The organism is Mesorhizobium sp. M7A.F.Ce.TU.012.03.2.1 (assembly GCF_004006095.1).
Classification (GTDB): Bacteria; Pseudomonadota; Alphaproteobacteria; order Rhizobiales; family Rhizobiaceae; genus Mesorhizobium.
The window spans coordinates 6,600,612-6,620,039 of sequence record NZ_CP034779.1 but is presented as its reverse complement, the minus strand read 5'-3'; the positions used below and the strand labels follow the sequence as shown (position 1 = coordinate 6,620,039).

Annotated in this window: 15 protein-coding genes; 9 read left to right on the top strand and 6 right to left on the bottom strand. The window is 60.7% G+C overall.

What is annotated here, in order from left to right; all coding sequences use genetic code 11:
* The first annotated feature begins 1 nt into the window (after nt 1).
* The 9 genes from EJ079_RS32705 to EJ079_RS32655 all read left to right on the top strand — a co-directional run bounded on the left by EJ079_RS32705 (nt 2) and on the right by EJ079_RS32655 (nt 13,132).
* Nucleotides 2-1,594 (top strand): sugar ABC transporter ATP-binding protein, encoded by a 1,593-nt coding sequence (locus EJ079_RS32705; RefSeq protein ID WP_127395958.1) that lies wholly within the window; start codon nt 2-4, stop codon nt 1,592-1,594.
* Nucleotides 1,582-2,580, top strand: a complete 999-nt coding sequence (locus EJ079_RS32700; protein ID WP_127395959.1) for an ABC transporter permease — start codon at nt 1,582-1,584, stop codon at nt 2,578-2,580. Before EJ079_RS32705 ends, EJ079_RS32700 begins: the two co-directional genes overlap by 13 nt.
* A 54-nt stretch (nt 2,581-2,634) precedes the next feature.
* Complete coding sequence (locus EJ079_RS32695; RefSeq protein WP_023808960.1) at nt 2,635-3,585, top strand: substrate-binding domain-containing protein; 951 nt, start codon at nt 2,635-2,637, stop codon at nt 3,583-3,585.
* 72 nt (nt 3,586-3,657) lie between these two features.
* Nucleotides 3,658-4,251, top strand: a complete 594-nt coding sequence (locus EJ079_RS32690) for a DJ-1/PfpI family protein (RefSeq protein ID WP_013533129.1) — start codon at nt 3,658-3,660, stop codon at nt 4,249-4,251.
* Between the two features lie 1,325 nt (nt 4,252-5,576).
* Complete coding sequence (locus EJ079_RS32675; RefSeq protein ID WP_348629343.1) at nt 5,577-8,270, top strand: AMP-binding protein; 2,694 nt, start codon at nt 5,577-5,579, stop codon at nt 8,268-8,270.
* A complete protein-coding gene (gene nadE / locus EJ079_RS32670; RefSeq protein WP_281040166.1) occupies nt 8,267-9,250 on the top strand; it encodes an NAD(+) synthase in 984 nt (327 codons plus the stop codon). The genes EJ079_RS32675 and nadE overlap by 4 nt, the downstream gene beginning before the upstream one ends.
* Nucleotides 9,251-9,253: 3 nt before the next feature.
* Nucleotides 9,254-11,275, top strand: a complete 2,022-nt coding sequence (gene asnB, locus EJ079_RS32665) for an asparagine synthase (glutamine-hydrolyzing) (RefSeq protein ID WP_127811195.1) — start codon at nt 9,254-9,256, stop codon at nt 11,273-11,275.
* Nucleotides 11,272-12,825: an AMP-binding protein gene (locus tag EJ079_RS32660; RefSeq protein ID WP_164873901.1), complete on the top strand. Its 1,554-nt coding sequence runs from the start codon at nt 11,272-11,274 to the stop codon at nt 12,823-12,825. The genes asnB and EJ079_RS32660 overlap by 4 nt, the downstream gene beginning before the upstream one ends.
* Nucleotides 12,826-12,865: 40 nt before the next feature.
* Nucleotides 12,866-13,132: an acyl carrier protein gene (locus EJ079_RS32655; protein WP_127398978.1), complete on the top strand. Its 267-nt coding sequence runs from the start codon at nt 12,866-12,868 to the stop codon at nt 13,130-13,132.
* 58 nt (nt 13,133-13,190) lie between these two features.
* Here EJ079_RS32655 and EJ079_RS32650 read toward each other — a convergent pair whose 3' ends face one another.
* The 6 genes from EJ079_RS32650 to EJ079_RS32625 form a co-directional block, all read right to left on the bottom strand.
* Nucleotides 13,191-13,883, bottom strand: coding sequence for a class I SAM-dependent methyltransferase (locus EJ079_RS32650; RefSeq protein ID WP_164873900.1), 693 nt, complete (start codon nt 13,881-13,883; stop codon nt 13,191-13,193).
* 114 nt (nt 13,884-13,997) lie between these two features.
* A complete protein-coding gene (locus tag EJ079_RS32645) occupies nt 13,998-15,260 on the bottom strand; it encodes a polysaccharide biosynthesis/export family protein (protein WP_127267486.1) in 1,263 nt (420 codons plus the stop codon).
* Complete coding sequence (locus EJ079_RS32640) at nt 15,247-16,506, bottom strand: hypothetical protein (RefSeq protein WP_127811194.1); 1,260 nt, start codon at nt 16,504-16,506, stop codon at nt 15,247-15,249. Before EJ079_RS32640 ends, EJ079_RS32645 begins: the two co-directional genes overlap by 14 nt.
* Entirely contained in the window at nt 16,503-17,507 is a 1,005-nt protein-coding gene (locus EJ079_RS32635; protein WP_127398900.1) for an SDR family NAD(P)-dependent oxidoreductase, read from the bottom strand. Before EJ079_RS32635 ends, EJ079_RS32640 begins: the two co-directional genes overlap by 4 nt.
* An 86-nt stretch (nt 17,508-17,593) precedes the next feature.
* Nucleotides 17,594-18,268 carry a sugar transferase gene (locus EJ079_RS32630; protein WP_127811193.1) on the bottom strand — a complete coding sequence of 225 codons (675 nt, stop codon included), beginning with the start codon at nt 18,266-18,268 and terminating at the stop codon, nt 17,594-17,596.
* A complete protein-coding gene (locus EJ079_RS32625; protein WP_127811192.1) occupies nt 18,265-19,401 on the bottom strand; it encodes a DegT/DnrJ/EryC1/StrS aminotransferase family protein in 1,137 nt (378 codons plus the stop codon). The genes EJ079_RS32630 and EJ079_RS32625 overlap by 4 nt, the downstream gene beginning before the upstream one ends.
* Between the last annotated feature and the right edge of the window lie 27 nt (nt 19,402-19,428).

Here is a 19,428-nt window from a genome sequence, read left to right as displayed (position 1 = left end):
GATGTCCATTGCCGCGAATATCGCCGGGGAGGGCGGGAGCACGTTGTCCAGCAATGCGCATGGTTCGCTCGAACCGGTGCTGCGCGCCCAGCAATTGTCCAAGCAATACGGCCCGGTGACGGTGTTGTCGGACGTCACCCTAGACGTCCTCCCTGGTGAGATCCACGCCATCATTGGCGAGAACGGTGCCGGCAAGTCGACGTTGATGCGGCTGTTGTCCGGCTATGTCGAGCCAAGCCACGGCACATTGTCGATGAACGGACACGCGGTGAAATTTGCCAAGCCCAGCCAGGCACAGGATGCCGGTATCGCTTTGGTTCACCAGGAGATCCTGCTCGCCGAGGGGCTCACGGTCACCGACAATCTGTTTCTCGGGCGAGAGCTTTCGCGTGGCCTGGTCGTGGATGACCGCACCATGCGCCGGCTGGCAGCCGAGAAACTGGAGCAGATCGGTTGCGTGGTCTCGCCGAGGGCACTGGTGCGCGACGTCTCGCTGGCAGACCGGCAGATGGTGCAGATCGCTCGTGCTCTGCTTGACGACTATAAATTGGTTATCTTCGACGAGCCGACCGCCGTTCTGACCGGTGGCGAGGTCGAGCGCCTGCTGGAGATCGTCCTGCGACTGAAGGCTCACGGCACCGCCGTGCTGTATATCAGCCACCGGTTGGACGAGGTGCAACGGGTGGCCGACAAGGTGACCGTTCTGCGCGACGGCAAGATGGTCGGCACCTATCCCGGCAAGACGCTGAGCCAGATGGATATGGCGCGGCTGATGGTCGGTCGCGAACTGACCGCACTCTATCCTGAAAGGACCGCAGCGCCTTCGGATGTACCGATGCTGAGCGTGAGGAACGCCTCCGTTCCCGGCTATGCGGAGGACGTGTCGTTCACGGTCCACAAAGGCGAGATCCTCGGGTTCGCCGGCATGGTCGGCGCAGGCCGAACCGAACTCTTCGAAGGCATTATCGGCCTGCGCCCGTCGGCCGCCAAGGTCGAACTTGAGGGCAAGTCGATCCATTTCCAATCGCCGCGCGCGGCGATCGACGCCGGCGTCGGTTACCTGACCGAGGATCGCAAGGGCAAGGGACTGCTGCTGCAGGAGCACCTGGCGCCTAACCTGACGCTGTCGGCGCTCGGTGTGTTCCATCCCGGCCTCTCGATGGGTCGGCGCAGTGAAGCGAAGGCCCTGGAACAGGCCGTGGAGGCATATGACATCAGGCTGAAGAGCCTCGGCGCCAAAGCGGGCCAGCTTTCCGGGGGCAATCAGCAGAAGCTGCTGCTGGCGAAGGTGCTGCTGACCGATCCTTCGGTGGTCATTATCGACGAGCCCACGCGTGGCATCGACATCGCCAACAAGGCGCAGATCTATGCCTTCATCCAGGAGCTTGTGGCGAAGGGCAAGGCCTGCATCGTCATCTCTTCGGAGATGCAGGAATTGATCGGCATCTGCGACCGCATCCTGGTGATGCGCGAAGGCCGCATCACCGGCGAGGTCAGCGGCGCCGAAATGACCGAAAGCAACGTGGCGGTACTGGCGACCAGTGGCCCCAAGCCAGGGCCAAAAGCCAAGGGAGGCACAGAATGGCTGTCATGACCGAATCCGCACCCAGGCGTCGCGCCCTGGATCTCAATGTCAGTTGGACCGACATCGGACCCTTCCTTGCGCTGGCGGCCCTCCTGGTCGTGGGTTACCTCATCAACCACGATTTCCTGTCCGCCACCAACCTCGCCAACGTCATCACTCGCAGCGCCTTCATCGCCATTATCGCGGTCGGCGCGACATTTGTGATCTCGTCCGGCGGGCTCGATCTTTCCGTCGGCTCGATGGCCGCCTTCATCACCGGCATCACCATCATGTTCATGAACACGGTGGCGCCGCATGCCGGTATCTGGGCTATTCCCGCCGGCATGGCGGTGGCGATCCTGGTCGGCCTGCTGTGCGGGCTTGCCAACGGCCTCATCGTCACGGTCGGCAGGATCGAACCGTTTATCGCCACGCTGGGCACGATGGGGATTTTCCGGGCGCTGATAACCTATCTGACCGACGGCGGCACGATACCGATCGACCGATCGCTGCGCGAGGCCTACCGGCCTGTCTATTTCGGCACGGTTGCCGGCATCCCGGTTCCAATCCTCATATCCATCGCCGTCGCCGCGGTCGCATCCTTCATCCTGTACAAGATGAAATACGGCCGCAAATGCGCGGCGGTCGGCGCCAATGAGGATGTCGCCCGTTATTCCGGCATCTCGGTGATCAGGACACGGACCGTCGCCTATATCGTCCAGGGTGTCTGCGTGGCCATTGCCGCGATCTGCTACGTGCCGCGCCTGGGCGCCGCAACGCCGACGACCGGACAGCTTTGGGAACTGCAGGTCATCACCGCAGTGGTGATTGGCGGCACCGCGCTGCGCGGCGGCAAGGGCCATGTGTGGGGAACAGTCGCCGGCGCCGTCATCCTGGAGCTCATCGCCAACCTCATGGTGCTGTCGGACTTCGTCTCCGAATACCTCGTCGCCGCTGTTCAGGGCGTCATCATCATCATCGCCATGCTCATCCAGCGGTTTTCGAATTCGAAATAGCGCCGCGTCCGGACCACGCGGATCAACGTTCTTGTAGGTCCAAGGGAGAAGACAATGTTCAGTAGAAAATGGATTGCGGCGGCGACACTTGGCGCGCTGCTGCTGGCCGGCCAGGCCATGGCGCAAGACAAGAAGGTCATCGCGGTGTCGATACCGGCAGCCGACCACGGTTGGACGGCGGGCATCGTCTATCACGCACAAGCGGCGGCCAAGGAAATCAATGCTGCGTTCCCGAACGTCGAGGTGGTCGTGAAGACGTCGCCGTCCGCGGCGGAGCAGGTCAGCGCGCTTGAGGACCTGTCGGCCAGCCGCAAGCTGGACGCTTTGGTGATCCTGCCTTACAGCTCGGAAGAGCTGACTCAGCCGGTCAAGGCTATCAAGGACATGGGCACGTTCATCACCGTCGTCGATCGCGGTCTGACTGACGCCTCCGTCCAGGATCTTTACCTCGCCGGCGACAATATCGCGGTTGGCACCAACACAGCCAAGTTCATGATCGACAAGCTCGGCGGCAAGGGCGACGTCGTTGTGCTGCGCGGCATTCCGACCGTCATCGACGACGAGCGCATCAAGGGCTTCCAGGACACGATCAAGGGTACGAACCTGAAAGTCCTCGACATCCAATACGCGCATTGGAACAGCGACGAGGCCTTCAAGCTGATGCAGGACTATTTGGCCAAGTACCCGCATATCGATGCGGTCTGGGCCAATGACGACGACATGCTGCTTGGCGTGCTCGAAGCGGTCAAGCAATCGGGCCGGACCGATATCAAGCTGGCGCTCGGTGGCAACGGCATGAAGGACATCGTCAAGAAGGTGATCGACGGCGACGCCATGACGCCGGTCGAGACGCCATATCCGCCGTCGATGATCAAGACCGCGATCTACATGACCGTCGCCAACCTGATCGGCCAGGCACCCGTCCGTGGCACCGTCAAGCTCGACGCGCCGTTGATCACCCAAGCCAACGCCAAGGAATACTATTTCCCTGACTCGCCATTCTAACCCTATCCGATTTCACCGAAAGGCAGGGCGCGGTCTGCGCCTCGCCTAGCTCAAACACTGAGAGGAAGAGCCATGCCAGGCAAAAAGATACTGATGCTGACCGGTGAGTTCACCGAAGAATACGAAATCTTTGTCTATCAGCAAGCCATGGAAGCCGTCGGCCACACCATCCACGTGGTATGCCCGGACAAGAACGCCGGAGATCTGATCAAGACCTCGCTGCACGACTTCGAGGGCGACCAGACCTACACCGAAAAGCTCGGCCACTATGCGCTGATCAACAAGACTTTCTCGGAAGCTGAGAGGCAGCTCGATCAATATCATGCCGTCTACTGCGCGGGCGGCCGCGGCCCGGAATACATCCGCACCGACAAGCGCGTGCAGGCGATCGTGCGCCATTTCCACGAGGCCAAGAAGCCGATCTTCACCATCTGCCACGGTGTGCAGATCCTGATCGCTGTCGACGGCGTGGTGCGTGGCAAGAAGGTCGCAGCACTCGGCGCCTGCGAGCCTGAAGTGACACTGGCGGGTGGCACCTATATCGACCTGTCGCCGACCGAGGCCTATGTGGACGGGACAATGGTTTCTGCCAAAGGCTGGACGGCGCTTGCTGCGTTCATCCGCGAATGTTTGAAGGTGCTGGGAACGGAAATCCGCCACGCGTAAGCTTCTGGAACCGACGCATTCCCCAAGGGATGCGTCGGTTCTCTTCAATAGCGCCTCCATATCCATATCAATTCGGTCGGGATCGCGGCTGTCGAGCGCACCGGTATAGGCGAGATGCTCAAGGAGTGCCGCCTGGTTGCGCTGCTTTCGTCCTTCTTGTGCTGGCGCGCGGCGCTGTTTCGGCGTCCGGATTAGAGGTCGTGTCGTCGACCGTGCGGCCCGTCGTCGCCCCAAGCGATCACGCTCGGTGCCGAGGTCCGGTGAACAAGTTCCCACAAAACCTTCTGACAACCGTTCGATCGGCGCTCAGGCGCGACGTCACCATGAAAGCGGGATGCGCCTGAGTTCAGGCCTGCGTCAGTCAAGCTGGCATCGCGGGCAAATGGTCTCCCGGCGTCCGGGTTGGTCATCGGCCTGACGAAAAGAACGGCGTCTAGGAACGATTCCGGCCGGCTGCCGTTGCCTAACATTAGATATCTCTTATGGAAGTTGCGAAATGCCGCTGTGTCAGAATCTATGCCCTCTTGAAATGACGTTCAAATGCCCGCGTTGCGGATTGGCTTTGCTGAAACCCGGGCGCTGGTTTCAGGTTGCATCCAAATATCGCTGCGAGGGGTGTCACAGCGAAATCCGGATTACTTATCCCGACAAGATTGCACTGTTCCAGAAGCATGCGGCGCAGCGCGAGGCTCCACCTTCGCCAAAGCATAGCTCAGTCCTGACCAAGTCATTCAGCGGCTAGGCCATGGTCCTGCCCGGGGGCGGCGGGGCGACTGAACGCTGACTGCCGGCGGCAGGGTTGCCTGTTGCATGGAACGAAATCCGTTCCCTGCGGTTGGAAGGTCATGCCTCCAGCTACACGCAATTGCACCGGCCATGCCCTGCAGTCAGGAGCAGTGATGCAAACATACCTGGTAGAGCAAATGGAAGGGGACGACGTGGTTGCGGCGAGTAATGTCAATGCGTCCAGCCCGTTCACGGCGGCGACTATATCAACAGGACGCCAGGTTACCCTGAGGACATGGGAAAACAACTGGGTTCGTGTCACGGATGAGCTTGGAGGGGAAGTATTCGCATACTGCTTCGTTTCAGGCACTGGCGAAGCGGACCGCAGCGCACAGCCCGACACTTCGGTAAGGTAGCACAGCCGAGCGAGCGCAGGCTGGCATGCTCAACTTCGAACGATTTAAGCGATCAAGACCGCCTCGCGCATCATCCGAATGATTGATGAAAAGATCATGCCGCGGGGCGATAAGCGGCAACAATCCTAGCGTGGGGCCCTTATGTCTCTGGCGCATTTAGAATCTTCGAGGGCGATTCAAACGGTGCAGGCTGACTACCAAGCGGTGGTCTCTTGTCGATGGTCAAAAGTTCCCGATCATGCTCTTGACGAGGGCGGGCCCGTTCTACGCCTGCATCAACGGATGGGAACTGGCTTCGTCGATATTCCGGTCTTTGATCACCTGAGGGAAATCGCCGGGCGTTATTCCGAGAAATTAGCCGCCAGCGACGGCACCAACCGACTGACCTATTCCGAGCTTTTTCGGGCGGTCGAGGCCTTGGCCAGCCGGATTGAAGCCGTCGTTCCCGACGGAAATGCGGTTGGAATACTTCAGGCCAACTCGGTCTGGTACACCGTTGCCATGCTGGCCAGCATGGCATCCGGTCGACCGTCGGTGCCGCTTAACGTGCGAGATCCGGACTCGCGCATCAACGAAATCGTCGCCGACGCGAGGCTCTCCGCCATAATTGGCGACAAAGGCCTCCACGGCCTTGATCTGCCCCAGCACGTTGCCCGGATCGAGATAGCGCAATCGTTGCAGGCAACGCTTCGTCCAGCTGGACACCGTACCGTTTCTGTCGATGCACCGGCAATCGTGCTTTATACCTCCGGCAGCACGGGCCGCCCCAAGGGAATTGTCAACAGCCAGCGGAACTTGCTGTGCCGGGTGCAGCAATATGTCGACGCGTGCCACATCAATGCGCAGGATGTTTTCCTGCCCCTGACCGGCCCGGCAACCATCGCCGGTTGTCGGGAAATCCTTGCCGCTCTTCTTACGGGTGCTACGTTGCAGCTTGTGGAGGTCGAAGCCGTGGGCCTGCGCGCGGTTCGCGGCCGCATGCAATCGGAAGGCGTGACGATCACCTATCTGGTGCCGGCATTGCTTCGCGCTCTCCTGGCGGATGAGCCCGCGGACGCCTTTGGTTCACTCAGGGTTGCCCGAATTGGAGGCGAGAAGGTGTCCTCGGCCGACATCCGCCTGGTGCGCAAGGCTGTCCCGCCAACTTGCCTGGTGCAGATCGGCTATTCATCGACGGAAACGACTGGATCGCAGTGGTTCTTGCCGCACGATTGGCCGGAATTCGATTCCTCAGCTCCCGTCGGTTGGCTGCTTCCGGGAATCGGCTTCGCGATTGTCGATGAAGAGGGTTACCCGGTTCAGCCCGGCAAGATCGGAGAACTGTTGATCAGAAGCCCGTATGTCGCACTCGGATATTGGGAAAATGGGGCAGTCGTTCCGTTTGAAATAGATCCCGACGACCAGACGCTTCGTATCTTTGCGACGGGCGATCTTGTGCAAATTGGGAGTGATGGCCTGTTGCGGATCATCGGTCGCAAAGGGCGCCAGATAAAGGTCAATGGGCGGCGCGTTGAGCCGGCCGAACTCGAACGGGTTCTGCGTGGCGCGCCGTCGGTGAAGGATGCCGTGGTTATCGTCACCCCGGCGAATGAACTGGTTGCGTTCGCCGTCCCGCACGGCGGGGCGGGAGCCAGTTTTTGCGACGAGCTGCGCCAACTTGCCAGGACAAAATTGCCGCCGGCGCTTTGCCCGCTGCGGCTCCATGCAAGCGCCGAGATACCGCGACTGGCCAGCGGAAAGATCGATATGGCAACGCTGGCTGCAATCGACCTTTCGGTTCGGGAAACAACGCCCCCACCGCAAATCGCCCATGCGGGAAATGAAGTTCCTGCTCATCAGATAGTACGGCGTGCCTGGACCAAGGTCCTTAAGACGCGGGTCGCCCTGGGGTGCTGGGATGAAGCGGGGGGAGATTCGCTTAAGCTGCTCCATTGCGTGATGGAAATCGAAAGCGCGATCGGGCAGGAGCTCGGATTGGAAGCCTTCACGGTTGGAATGAGCTTCGATGAGATGGTTGCAGCGGTCATTTCCGCTCAAGGAGGCGGAGAGCACGCGCCCGCCTGGAAACACGAGCCTCCGCTGCTTTTCCTTTTCCCCGGTTCGGTCGGCTATGGTCCGAGCCTTGCTTCGTTCGCATCGGCAATAAGCAAGGTCGCCAGGGTGTCTCCCATCAGATATCCGGCCCTGGGCATGATCCTGCAAGGTCAGAACACTGTCGCCGCAATGGTCGAAGCTGCAATCGATCATATCAACCGCGTGCAGCCTACCGGCTGTGTTCGCCTGCTTGGCCACTCGCTCGGAGGAGCGGTCGCTTTTGAGGTTGCCGCGCGTCTGCTTGATCAAGGGCGAGCGGTAGCGTTCACGGGCATTCTGGATACCAGTCTGGTCGGCGAGCGCAGCAAGCGTTGGGAGACCATTACCCGGACATTTCACCGGATCCGAACCAATCGTATATCGGCTAGTCGGGTGGCGTGCCGCGCGCTTGCCAAGGTCGCGGTCAAAATGCACTGCGAATCCCGGCTTGCCAGCTTCCTCGACCGCTATGCCGAGGGTCAGTTCAACCCGACGAGCTTCAGAACCAAACTGGAACTGCAGGAGGTTCTGCGGGCGCGCGCCTTCTTCCAATGGCTGGCAGAACCCAGGCCGATACTGCCGATCACCGGCACCTTGTTCCGTTGCGCGCGGCCCGGAATGCCGCTTGCACTCGGGTGGGACCGGGCATTCGTCCATCTGGACGTCATTCCGATCGCCGGCACTCACATCGACATGGTCGTGGAGCCCCATCTGACCATCAATCGCCCGCTCATCGAAAACGCTGTGACCGAGACCTACTCTTCAGTCGAGTCACGCCAACAGGAGGCAGTGTCATCGACCTGATCGGGGAATTCAGCAGCGATGTGCTGGCGCTCGATGCCCGGCTGGAGATCGATCGCATCGTCGAGACTTTGCGCGAACAGGTTCTCGGCACACAACGGCGTCGCGGAGTGGTCGTCGGGCTCTCCGGAGGCATCGACAGTTCGGTCGTCGCAACGCTGTGCGCACGGGCGTTCGGGAAGGACAAGGTGCTCGGCCTGTTCATGCCGGAGCGCCATTCGTCAGGCGACTCGTTGAGGCTTGGCCGCAGCGTCGCCGGGCAGCTTGGCATCGACACAATCCTTGAAGATATCGAGCCGGCGCTTGAAGGCATCGGCGCCTACGCCCGACAGATCGAGGCCATCCGAACTGCCGTCCCTGGATATGGCGAAGGCTGGAAATGCAAGCTGGTCATGGCATCGGTGCTGGAGAGCAGCGGCCTCAATATCACGCGCCTTACGGTCGAGGATCCGCACGGAAAGATCGACACCGTGCGTCTGTCGCCGGCGGCTTACCTGCAGATCGTCGCTGCCACCAACTACAAGCAGCGGGTTCGCAAGATGACTGAATATTATCACGCGGACCGCCTCAACTATGCAGTGGCAGGCACGCCGAACCGGCTCGAATACGACCAAGGCTTCTTCGTCAAGCAGGGCGACGGCGTCGCCGACGTGATGCCTATCGTCCATCTCTACAAGACCCAGGTTTACTATCTGGCGGAATATCTTGGTATTGACCAGGAGGTGCGAACAAGGCCGCCGACCACGGACACGTTTTCCATGGCGCAAACCCAGGAGGAGTTCTACTTCGCCTTGCCCTATCAGCTGATGGATTTGTGCCTCTACGGCATGAATCACGGAATTTCGGCCGGCGTGGTTGCCGCTGCCGCCGGCCTCACTGCCGCGCAAGTCGAGAAGGTCTATAAGGATATCGTCAGCAAACGCCGCGCTGCACGCTATCTTCACGCACGGCCACAGCTGCCCGCTGCGATGGACAGGGACTGACCCATGTGCGGCATCGCCGGAATTGTGGCGCTGAACGCGGCTGCGGAGCCTCCTTCACGAGCCGCGCTTCTACGAATGGCAGCCGCGCTCTCCCATCGAGGCCCGGACGAGAGCGGCCTTTACCGCGACAGGCGAGCGGGGCTGGCGCATACCCGCCTGTCGGTCATCGATCTCTCGACCGGACAGCAGCCTCTTGCCGACACAGGCAATACCACCTGGATCGTCTTCAACGGCGAGATCTTCAATTACGTCGAGCTGCGTGACCAGCTCATAGCCCTGGGACATCGTTTCCGCACCCGCAGCGATACGGAGGTCGTCGTGCATGCCTACCGCGCCTGGGGTGTGGGCGCGTTCGAGCGGCTGAACGGGCAATGGGCACTCGCCATCTGGGACTCGCTGACAGGCCGCCTCGTCCTGTCGCGCGATCGGTTCGGCATCTGCCCGCTGCATTTGTGCGAACACGCTGGCCGCCTGCATTTCGCCAGCGAAGTTAAGGCCATCTTCGCAGCCGACCCGGCGATACCGCGGGCCTTCGATCCGGCGGGGGTCGACCAGACTTTCACGCTGTGGACGGTCGTACCGCCGCAAGGCGTATTTCAGGGGATACAGGAACTTACCCCCGGCCACGTCCGCATCTACGACAATGGCAGCGTTCGTGAGCACGCTTTCTGGAAACCTTGCTATCCCGAGAGCGAGGACCTGGCCCATGGCACCTTCAGGGGCTCGCTGGAGGATGCGGTGGACGAAGTGCGCGGCGCCTTGCAGGCCGCGACGGCGCTTAGAATGGTCAAGGCGGATGTGCCGGTCGGCTGCTACCTTTCCGGCGGGCTCGACAGCTCACTTGTCGCCATGCTCGGGAGGCGCTTCGCCGGCGCGCCGCTCCAGACTTTCTCGTTGCGTTTTGCTGACGCCGAGTATGATGAAACCCGTTACCAGCGGCTGGTTGCCGGTGCGAGCGGCGGCGAGCACCACGAGGTGGTGGTTTCGCGCGGTGACATCGCCGACATCTTCCCGGATGTGATCCGTCACGCCGAGCGTCCGATTCTCAGGACGGCGCCGGCGCCGTTGTTCCTTCTCTCTAGGCTGGTGCGCGAACATGGTATCAAGGTCGTGCTGACCGGCGAGGGGGCCGACGAGATGTTCGCCGGCTACGACCTGTTCCGGGAAGGCAAGGTCCGCCGCTTCTGGGGGCGGCAGCCCGCATCCGCCCGCCGCGCGCGACTGCTGGAACGCCTCTACCCCTATCTGAGCCGCTCGCCGGTCAAGCAGCAGGCGATGGCGCGCCAGTTCTTCGGACACGGTCTTCATGCATTTGGCGCGCCCGGCTTCGCGCATGACACCCGCTGGCGCACCACCAGCGCCATCAAACGGCTGTTCTCGGCCGACATGCATGCCGAAGCGGCGCGCCACGACGCAGTGGCGGACCTGCTCTGCCGTCTGCCCGAAGAGTTTCCACGATGGGGTCCTCTCGCGCAGGACCAGTATCTTGAGATCAGGACGCTGATGTCGGGCTACCTGCTCTCCTCTCAGGGTGACAGGATGCTGATGGCCCACTCCGTCGAGGGGCGCTTCCCGTTCCTGGACGACAGGCTCGTGGCCTTGGCGAATTCGCTACCGGCCGACTACAAGCTGCGCATTCTGGATGAGAAACACGTGCTGAAGCGTGTGGCGAAATCGATCGTCCCCGCGGAAGTCGTGGCCCGCAAGAAGCAGCCCTACCGGGCGCCCAACGCACTTTGCTTCATGGGCGATAGCGCACCCGCCTATGTCCGCGAAGCACTCTCGGAGACTGCCCTGCGCGCGGCGAATGTCTTTGATCCGAACTCGGTCGCGCGCCTGCTGGACAAATGCGCTGCCAAGACCGGCGATGGCGATCTGTCCAACTCGGACAACATGGCGCTGGTCGGCGTGCTGTCGACGCAGCTCCTCCATCAGCAGTTTGTCGCAAGCCGTCCATCAAGCGGGCGTGCGGTCGACCTCAGGATAGATATCGATCGCCTGCACAGGGAAGAGGTGCTGGTATGATGCATGGCGCCGTCCCTCTGCTGCACGACTACCTCAGCCATTCGGCCGGCCGGCTCGGCGACAAGGTGGCGCTGGTGTGCGGCGGGCACCGGCTCGCCTATGATGAGCTTGAGACACGTTCCAACGCGGTCGCCCATCATCTCGTCACGTCCGGGGTCGCCCCCGGTGACCGCGTCATGATCTTCGCCGACAACACCGTCGAGACCGTGGTCAGCTTCTGGGCGGTTCTCAAGGCGAGCGCCGTTGTGTGCATCGTCAATCCGCTCACCAAGAGCGACAAGCTGGGGTATTTGCTCAACGATTGCCTGCCGGCAGCATTGATCACCGACAAACATTTGCAGGCAATCTTTACTGAACCGGCGCGTAACTGTCCGTCGCTGCGGCGGCTCATTGTCTCCGGTCCGGTGGACGTCGCCGAGCTCCGGGGATTGCCGCATGCCGTGCGCTGGGATGAGGCGGCTGCCGGCCACGGCAAAGCGCCGGCCCGCCGCCGCATCGATATCGATCTCGCAGCCATCATCTACACGTCGGGCTCGACCGGCGAACCCAAAGGCGTGATGCTGACGCACAGGAACATGATGGCAGCCTGCACGTCGATTGCCTCGTACCTCGAACTTGGCGAAGACGATGTGATCCTCAATGTCTTGCCCCTGGCCTTCGACTACGGCCTCTATCAGATGATAATGGCATTCCGTACCGGGGCGCGCTTGGTCCTCGAGCGCTCGTTTGCCTTCCCCGCACAGATACTTGCGATCATCGAAAGGGAGAGAGTTACAGGCTTTCCCGGCGTGCCAACCATCTTTGCCGCGCTGTCGGATCTCAAGACGCTGAAGGCAGATGATTTTGCAAGCATAAGGTATGTCACGAACACTGCCGCGGCACTGCCGCTCAAGCACATTCGCCTGCTCCAGGAACTGTTTGCCGATGCTCGCATCTATTCGATGTACGGCCTGACCGAATGCAAACGCTGCACCTATCTTCCGCCGGAAGATCTTGCTCGAAAACCGTTGAGCGTGGGGATCGCCATCCCGAACACCGAAATGTGGATTGTCGATGAGGATGACCGAAGGGTCGGTCCCAATGTCGTCGGCCAGCTGGTCATTCGCGGGGCAACGGTCATGAAGGGCTACTGGGGTAAGCCGGAGGCTACCGCGAGGAAGCTCAAGCCTGGCCCTTCGCCCGGCGAGCAGGTTCTGTACACCGGCGACTACTGCCGAATGGACGAGGAAGGCTACCTCTATTTTGTCGGCCGCAGCGATGAGATCATAAAATCGCGGGGAGAAAAGGTGGCGCCCAGGGAAGTCGAAAACGTGCTGATGGAAATCCCGGGAGTACGGGAAGCCGCGGTCGTTGGAGTTCCCGACGACCTGCTAGGGCAAGCAGTGAAAGCGTTTGTCGTCATGGAGCAAGGAACGATCATGGGCGAAAAGCAGCTGCGGATGGAATGTCAGAAGCGGCTGGAAAACTTCATGATTCCGAAGTCCATCCAGATTGTGTCCAGTCTACCGATGACGGACACGGGCAAGCTCAAGAAAATAGCGCTTTCATAAAGCGAACACCTGGAAATCATTTGGATCGGAGGCCAATTCAATGCTGAGCACGAACAACAGAATTGACACCTACAGCGATCAGATACGCGCCTTTCTGGCGTCAAACTTCTACGTGGCCGACCCGCGTGCGCTGGAGGTTGAAACGTCGTTGCTCGACCAGGGCATCATAGACTCGACTGGAGTGCTTGAAGTTATCGGCTTCGTCGAGGAGACATTCGGCATCACTGTCGAGGACAATGAACTTCTGCCTGAGAATTTCGATTCCATCCAGGGAATTGCACGTTACGTCCTCAGCAAGGAAAACTGATCGCCGGGCTACGGTTTAAGGGCGTCTTCCCAACCGAGCGCGCAACCCATGGCGCGGCTCATACTGGCGCTTTGGCCCGTGCACAAACCACCCTGGCCTCACCAGCTTTGTTCGCAACCGTGCGAATGCTCTCGTAGGCTTTGGAACGCTCAACCAAATTCATGACTTGCCGGTCCTGGCCAAGCCCAACCTCGAAAAGCAGCATACCACCTTGCCGCAGATAGCGCCGCGCCTCCTTGATCACCCGCATATGAATGCTCAGGCCGTAAGGCCCGGCAGCGAACGCCTCACGTGGTTCAAGTTCCATCAGATGCGCGCGGTCGTTTTCGAGCCGCTTCTCGGAGATGTAAGGCGGGTTGCAAACGACCAGATCGATCGTGCCTTCGAGCTCCAGACCCGAGAAGGAATTGAACAGGTCGCCCTGCAGCACCGAAATGCGTCCGGCCAGGCCAAGATGGGCGACATTCCGGCAGGTGGTTTCGACACAGCTGTCAGTGAGATCGCTCGCCCAGACGCGCGCGGTGGGGACCTTGTATCCAATGGCGCAGGCGAGATTGCCCGCTCCGCAGCACATGTCCACGACACGCGGGACCGGCCGATTAAGTTCACGAAGCACATTGAGGGCGGTGCTGCCGAGCAATTCCGTCTCCGGGCGAGGGACGAGCACGCCGGGCGCGACAACCAACTTCAGCCCCATGAAGCCGATGCGGCCGGTGATGTAGGCGCTGGCGACATCTATTTCACCAATCACGACAACCCCGCTTTCTTGATTTGCCCATGCCCGATTTCTCAGGTCGCCCGGGTCTTCATGCCGTGAGGCGAGGCATCAGCCACCGTCGTTCCCGGGTCGGTTCACGTCGCGTAACTACTGGATCGCCGCGCTCTGCAGGTCGCTGCTGAACCTCACCTCGATGGTGTCTCCAGGCGCGACCTCAGTGTCCTGGTCGACCGGTCGACTTCTCGACGCGTCGCCGGCTCCACCGGTTATTGTGATCCGCGCCTGGAAGGTTTCGCCGGCGACCGGCAGTGGAAGAGCGGACGCCCCTGATGGCTGAAGCTTCTGGCTGGCTGCGTGGAGCCTTGCAGTGGTCTCGGCGAGGCGAAGGTCGGTGTCCCTCAACTCGTTCAGAAGGCCGATCCTTCGTTGATTTTCATTGCGTTCCTGCTGCCTGACGAAGTCTTCCTGCTGGCGCCGCGTTCTCATGAGTTCGACCGAGGTCTCGAGCGCCCGGCTCGACGACATCAGCACCGCACGTCTGACATCGGCGAGCCTGCTGTTGGTCAGGTTGCCCGATTCGAACGATTTGGTGACCCGCGCCAGATCGTCCTCATCCTGTTTCACCGCTGCCGCTTCCGTCTGCTCGCGCTTGAGCAGAACCTCGACCTCAGCCTCGGCATCCTTGGCGGTCTTGTCGAGATAGCTTTGCTCCTGTTGAAAATTGTTCAGCGAAATTCTGAGACCCTCCGCTTCCGCCTGCGCGACCGCCGATATCAATACATTCGACAGGGGCGAGCCCTGCGGCGGCTGCATGTCAAATTCTGCCTGGTTCTGAAGTTCGGCGCGGATGCGGGCGCCATGAAAGTAGTCTCTGATGTAATCCCCCCAGATCGACTCGTAGTCGCGTCGCAGATCAACGGGATCAGGTCCGCTTTGGCTTGCCCGCGACCGCAGAAGGCTGAAACCGCCGGCGACCGCAATCGCCTGCCGGACTGTCATGAGTGGCCGGTAAGCCTGCTGCCCTGGCGTCAGCACATCGCCAGTCACGTAGATCGGCCGGTACTCCGCGATCACGGCCGTGACGTCGCTCGGCTTGATGACGATCATTTGCTCCCGTCCATCAGGCAGACGCTGGTGGACGATCTTGGTTGGCAGCACCGCTTCCATGCGCGTCTGCAATTCGGCCGGCGTCAACCCGCCAACCGGGATCATCCCGAACTCGGGCAGCGCGATCGAGCCATCCATCTGGACAACCGCGCGTTGCGTTCGTTCCGCTATGGAGGCAATTCCTATCTCCACCGTGTCGCCGGGGGAGAGCTTGTAGGCGGCCGGCGCTTCGGCCGCGGTTGCGCTGCTCAAGGCCAGGCATCCGACAAGTGCTGCAAAGGAAATTCGGCTAACGAAGGCCATTGGTGGCAATCTCCTTTTGATTCAGAACCGGCTGCGGCGGCCAATCGAGATGGGCGACGAATTCGTAGACCGGTCCGCCCGGTACCCCCCAATTGCTAGACCAGATCACTTGCGACCCATCAGGGGACGGGGAGGCGTGTGTCTCGCTCCAATAATCGAACGGAGCGTTCCGCGTCTGCACGATCCGTCGGACCTCTCGACTGCCGTCGACACGCAGCGCGATCACCTCGCGCGAGTATGGAGCCCAGTCCGGCTGGCTTCGAACCTCCTCGGGATTGCCCCCGTAACTCATGAATGCCCATTCGGGCCGGTCCAAAGCGCGCAGCGACGCATGCTCGGCCTCGCCGAACTTCATGAGCGACGTGACCTTTCCATCGGACAGCCGACGTTTGATCACCTGATATTTGTCCGGGCTGGATTTGCTGATTCCGACGTAAATTTCGCTGCCGTCCGCGTCGAGAGTCATATCGCCATGGCCGGGCCGATGATGGTCCTTCCACGTCTGGCGCAAGGTGCCGTCGATTGCGAAAATGGCTCGCTGCTCGGTGCCGTCGGCCAGGTTTTGGAAACACAGGATGTTTTCTCCAAGCGGAGAAATGGTGCAGGAACTGGTCGTTCCGGCAACCTGGGCGAGATTGATGTCCGGGTATTTCAGACGCCGGTCGAGATCATATGCGAAGGCGACGGCAGCACCATCATCGCGGGTCGCGCGTACGGCAATGCGGCTGCCGTCACGACTTGGATTTCCCTTGGACGGGCCGAATTTGAGATCCCGATATTTCGCAGCGGCAAAAACTATGTCCTCACGATTGCTGCGGGGCGCCCAGGTCGAGATCTTCTGATCATCGACACAAATCATCAGATCCGCGTTTCGAGGGTGCCATTCGCACTCACCCGGCTTGTTGCGATGGAACAAAGGAACGTAGTTTTTCCCGTCGAGGAAGCACATGCCGTTGCAGCCGTTCATGAGGACAAGGAGGCTCTGATCGGCATTCCACGCTTGCGCGCTCGAGTACCGATGACTGCAATATATTTTGCCGCAGACAATTCCGCCGCCAAGAGCTCCGGGCTTGGTGATCCGAGTGAAGCTGATCCCTGTCGCCGGATCGGTTGCAGGTTTCAGGTAAGCGGGCAGATCCATTGCCGGCTCCGTGCCTGCCGCACCGCTCGGCCGGTTTCCGGCTGTGTGCAGCGCCAGCAGAGCGGCCATCAGCAGCACAGCCGGTATGAGCCGCGGAAAGGTCATGTCATATAGCTCATTTCGCGACGGACGCGGCCCTCGCTGAGGCGCGAACGCCACCACTCGATGGTTCTTTCCAGACCGTCACGCAGGCTTGTATGCGCCCGCCATCCGACTTTACTTTCAAGGTTCGAGGAATCGGCGAGCAACGCGCGAACCTCGGAGTTCTGCGGCCGCATCCGGCTTTCGTCGCGACGGACCGGTTTCCTGGTGCCACTCAACTCGAGCACCAACTCCAAAACGTCCGAGACACTGATGGCGCGCTGGCTGCCGGCATTGTAGGCATGGCCAAATTCAAGCTCGGCGGCCCCTGCCGCCACAAATGCCGCCGCAGTGTCTTCCACAAAGGTAAGGTCGCGGATAGGGCTGGTGTCGCCGACCATGATCGCCGGACAGTTCTCGTCCAGAGCCTGCCTTATGATGGTCGGCACGATGGCCCGCTCGCTCTGGCGCGGCCCGTATGTATTGAACGGCCGCAGGATTACCACCGGCACATCGAAGGACCTGGCATAAGACGCCGCCATCATGTCCGCGCCGATCTTGGATGCGGAGTAGGGGGACTGTCCCTGCAACGGGTGGGATTCGTGGATCGGCATGGTCAGAGCGGTGCCATAAACCTCGCTCGTGGACGTATGCACAATGCGCTCGGTTTCCCAGTGGCGTGCCGCTTCAAGGACATTCACGGTACCCAGCACATTGGTTTCCACATAGGATTGGGCAGCCGCATAGGAATAGGGAATCGCAATCAGCGCAGCCAGATGAAACACCACCGCCTGGCCGCGCACGATCCGGTTGATGAACGCGCTGTCACGAACGTCGCCACGAATGCATTGCAACTGGCTTCGAACGTGGTCGGGCAAATCATCCAGCCAGCCATGGCTGTCGAACGAGTTGTAGAGGGCCAGTGCCGTGACATCGGCCCCTTCGCGCACCAGCGCTTCCGTGAGGTGGGATCCGATAAATCCATCCGCACCGGTGACCAGGACTTTCCTGCCGCGATAGCTCACGACCGTGCACTCCTTCGATCGTGTGAGCCGTCAAACTGGCGAACGAACAACAATCCATTCATGCCAACTCTCCTCACTTGCCAACTCTACCCACTTGCCGCGGGAGGCAGGGACACGCCGAAAACCGCCCTAAAGCCCCGCATTATCCAGACGAGGTCCGATGCAATCGTGCGCCGCGGATAGTAGGCGAGGTCGATCGTTGCCTTGGCCGGGAACAGGACCTCTCGATAAAACAGGAGCGGATCAAGGGAGGGCGGGTAAAAACAGGCTTCGTGACGGAAGAGAACCTGGGTCGGGCCGAGCAGGCCAGGCTTCCACTGTAGGACAGCTTCATTGCCGCCGCGGAAACAATCGGCGAAGGCAAGGCTTTCCGGCCGCGGCCCGACAATTGCCATGTCCCCCGTGAAAACGTTCCACAGTTGGGGCAGCTCATCAAGTTTCGTTGCCGCGAGAAAACGGCCTACCTGCGTCATGCGGCTGTCATCGTTCATGGTCAGCGCAAGGCCGAAAGGATCGGCTGTCGTCTTGAATTTGCGGAACTTGTACATGCGAAACGGTTTTGCGCCGGCACCCAGGCGCGTCTGTACGAAAAACACCGGCCAACCACCTTCGACAAAGAGTGCAACGGCAATCAGGAGCATTAGTGGAGCGAGTACCATTCCCGCTGCTGCAGCGAGGATGATGTCCATCGCGCGTCTGGCAATTCCGTGGCTGGTGCCAGCGACGGCGGGCCGATGCATCGTCACGTCGAGTGCGTTCATGCCGCGGCTCCCGCACGCCCGCTGCTTTCAATCGCGGTGGCTAATGCAACAACCACCGACTCGATCGCACTTGCCGTAATTTGCGGGTGTAGTGGAATCGTCAATTCCCGCTGCGCGAAGTCCTCGGTCTTCGGCAGATGGATTTCAGTGAACATTTGGCGATAAAGTGTCATCTGGTGCACGGGCGTGTAGTGGATTGTAGTCTGTATCCCCTTCGTTCGCAGATGGTCGATCACCGTTTGCCGGTCGACGTCATGTGGCAGGAGGACAGGCATGATGTGGTACGCCGAGGTCCGCGGTTTGCCGAACGGGACTGTCACAGCGGAGCAATAATCTGCGATCAGACGCCGATAGAGGACGACCAATATGCGCCGGATTTCATTCCATTCCTGCAGATTCTGAAGTTGGACCAAGCCAATAGCGGCGCGCAACTCGTCCATGCGATAATTGAAACCGAGCATCGTCACGTCGTATTGCGGCGTGCGGCTGTTCAACCGCTGATGTGTGCCACTGGTCATTCCATGTCCGCGAGCCTGGCGGATCGTTTCACGGAGCTGTGCATCCCGGGCAATAACGGCCCCACCTTCCGCGGTGGTCATGTTCTTGTTGCCGTAGAAGCTGAAGGCCGCGGCCGCACCGTAAGTCCCCACCTCCTTAAGGCCGGGAGCATGCGCGGCATCCTCGACGATATGCAGTCCTCGCACACGGGCAAATCTCTGCCATTCTTCCCGGTCGGCAAGATAGCCGGCAAAGTGGACGAGAATGACAGCCTTGGTACGTCCGGTGCATTTGGCCTCCGCGTCACTTAGGGACATCAGTGGCACTTCGGCCGACTCTATGTCGACGAATACCGGTGTTGCTCCTACGTAGAGCACTGCATTCGCGGTCGCCACGAAGGTCAGCGAGGGAACCAGCACTTCGTCTCCGGGGCCGATCCCAAGTCCATGGAGAATGAGATGCAGGGCGGCGGTGCAAGAGCTGACGGCGACGCAATCGACCGCACCATGCACGGCTGCGAAGGCCTCTTCAAAGGCTCTTACCTGGTCCCCCATCGTCAGCCACCCACTGTCGACAACTTTGGCCAGGGCTGCCTTTTCCGGAAAGCCAAGAATAGGAGCGCTGACCAAGAGCATTACGACCTCCTCATATTGGCGCGGCAG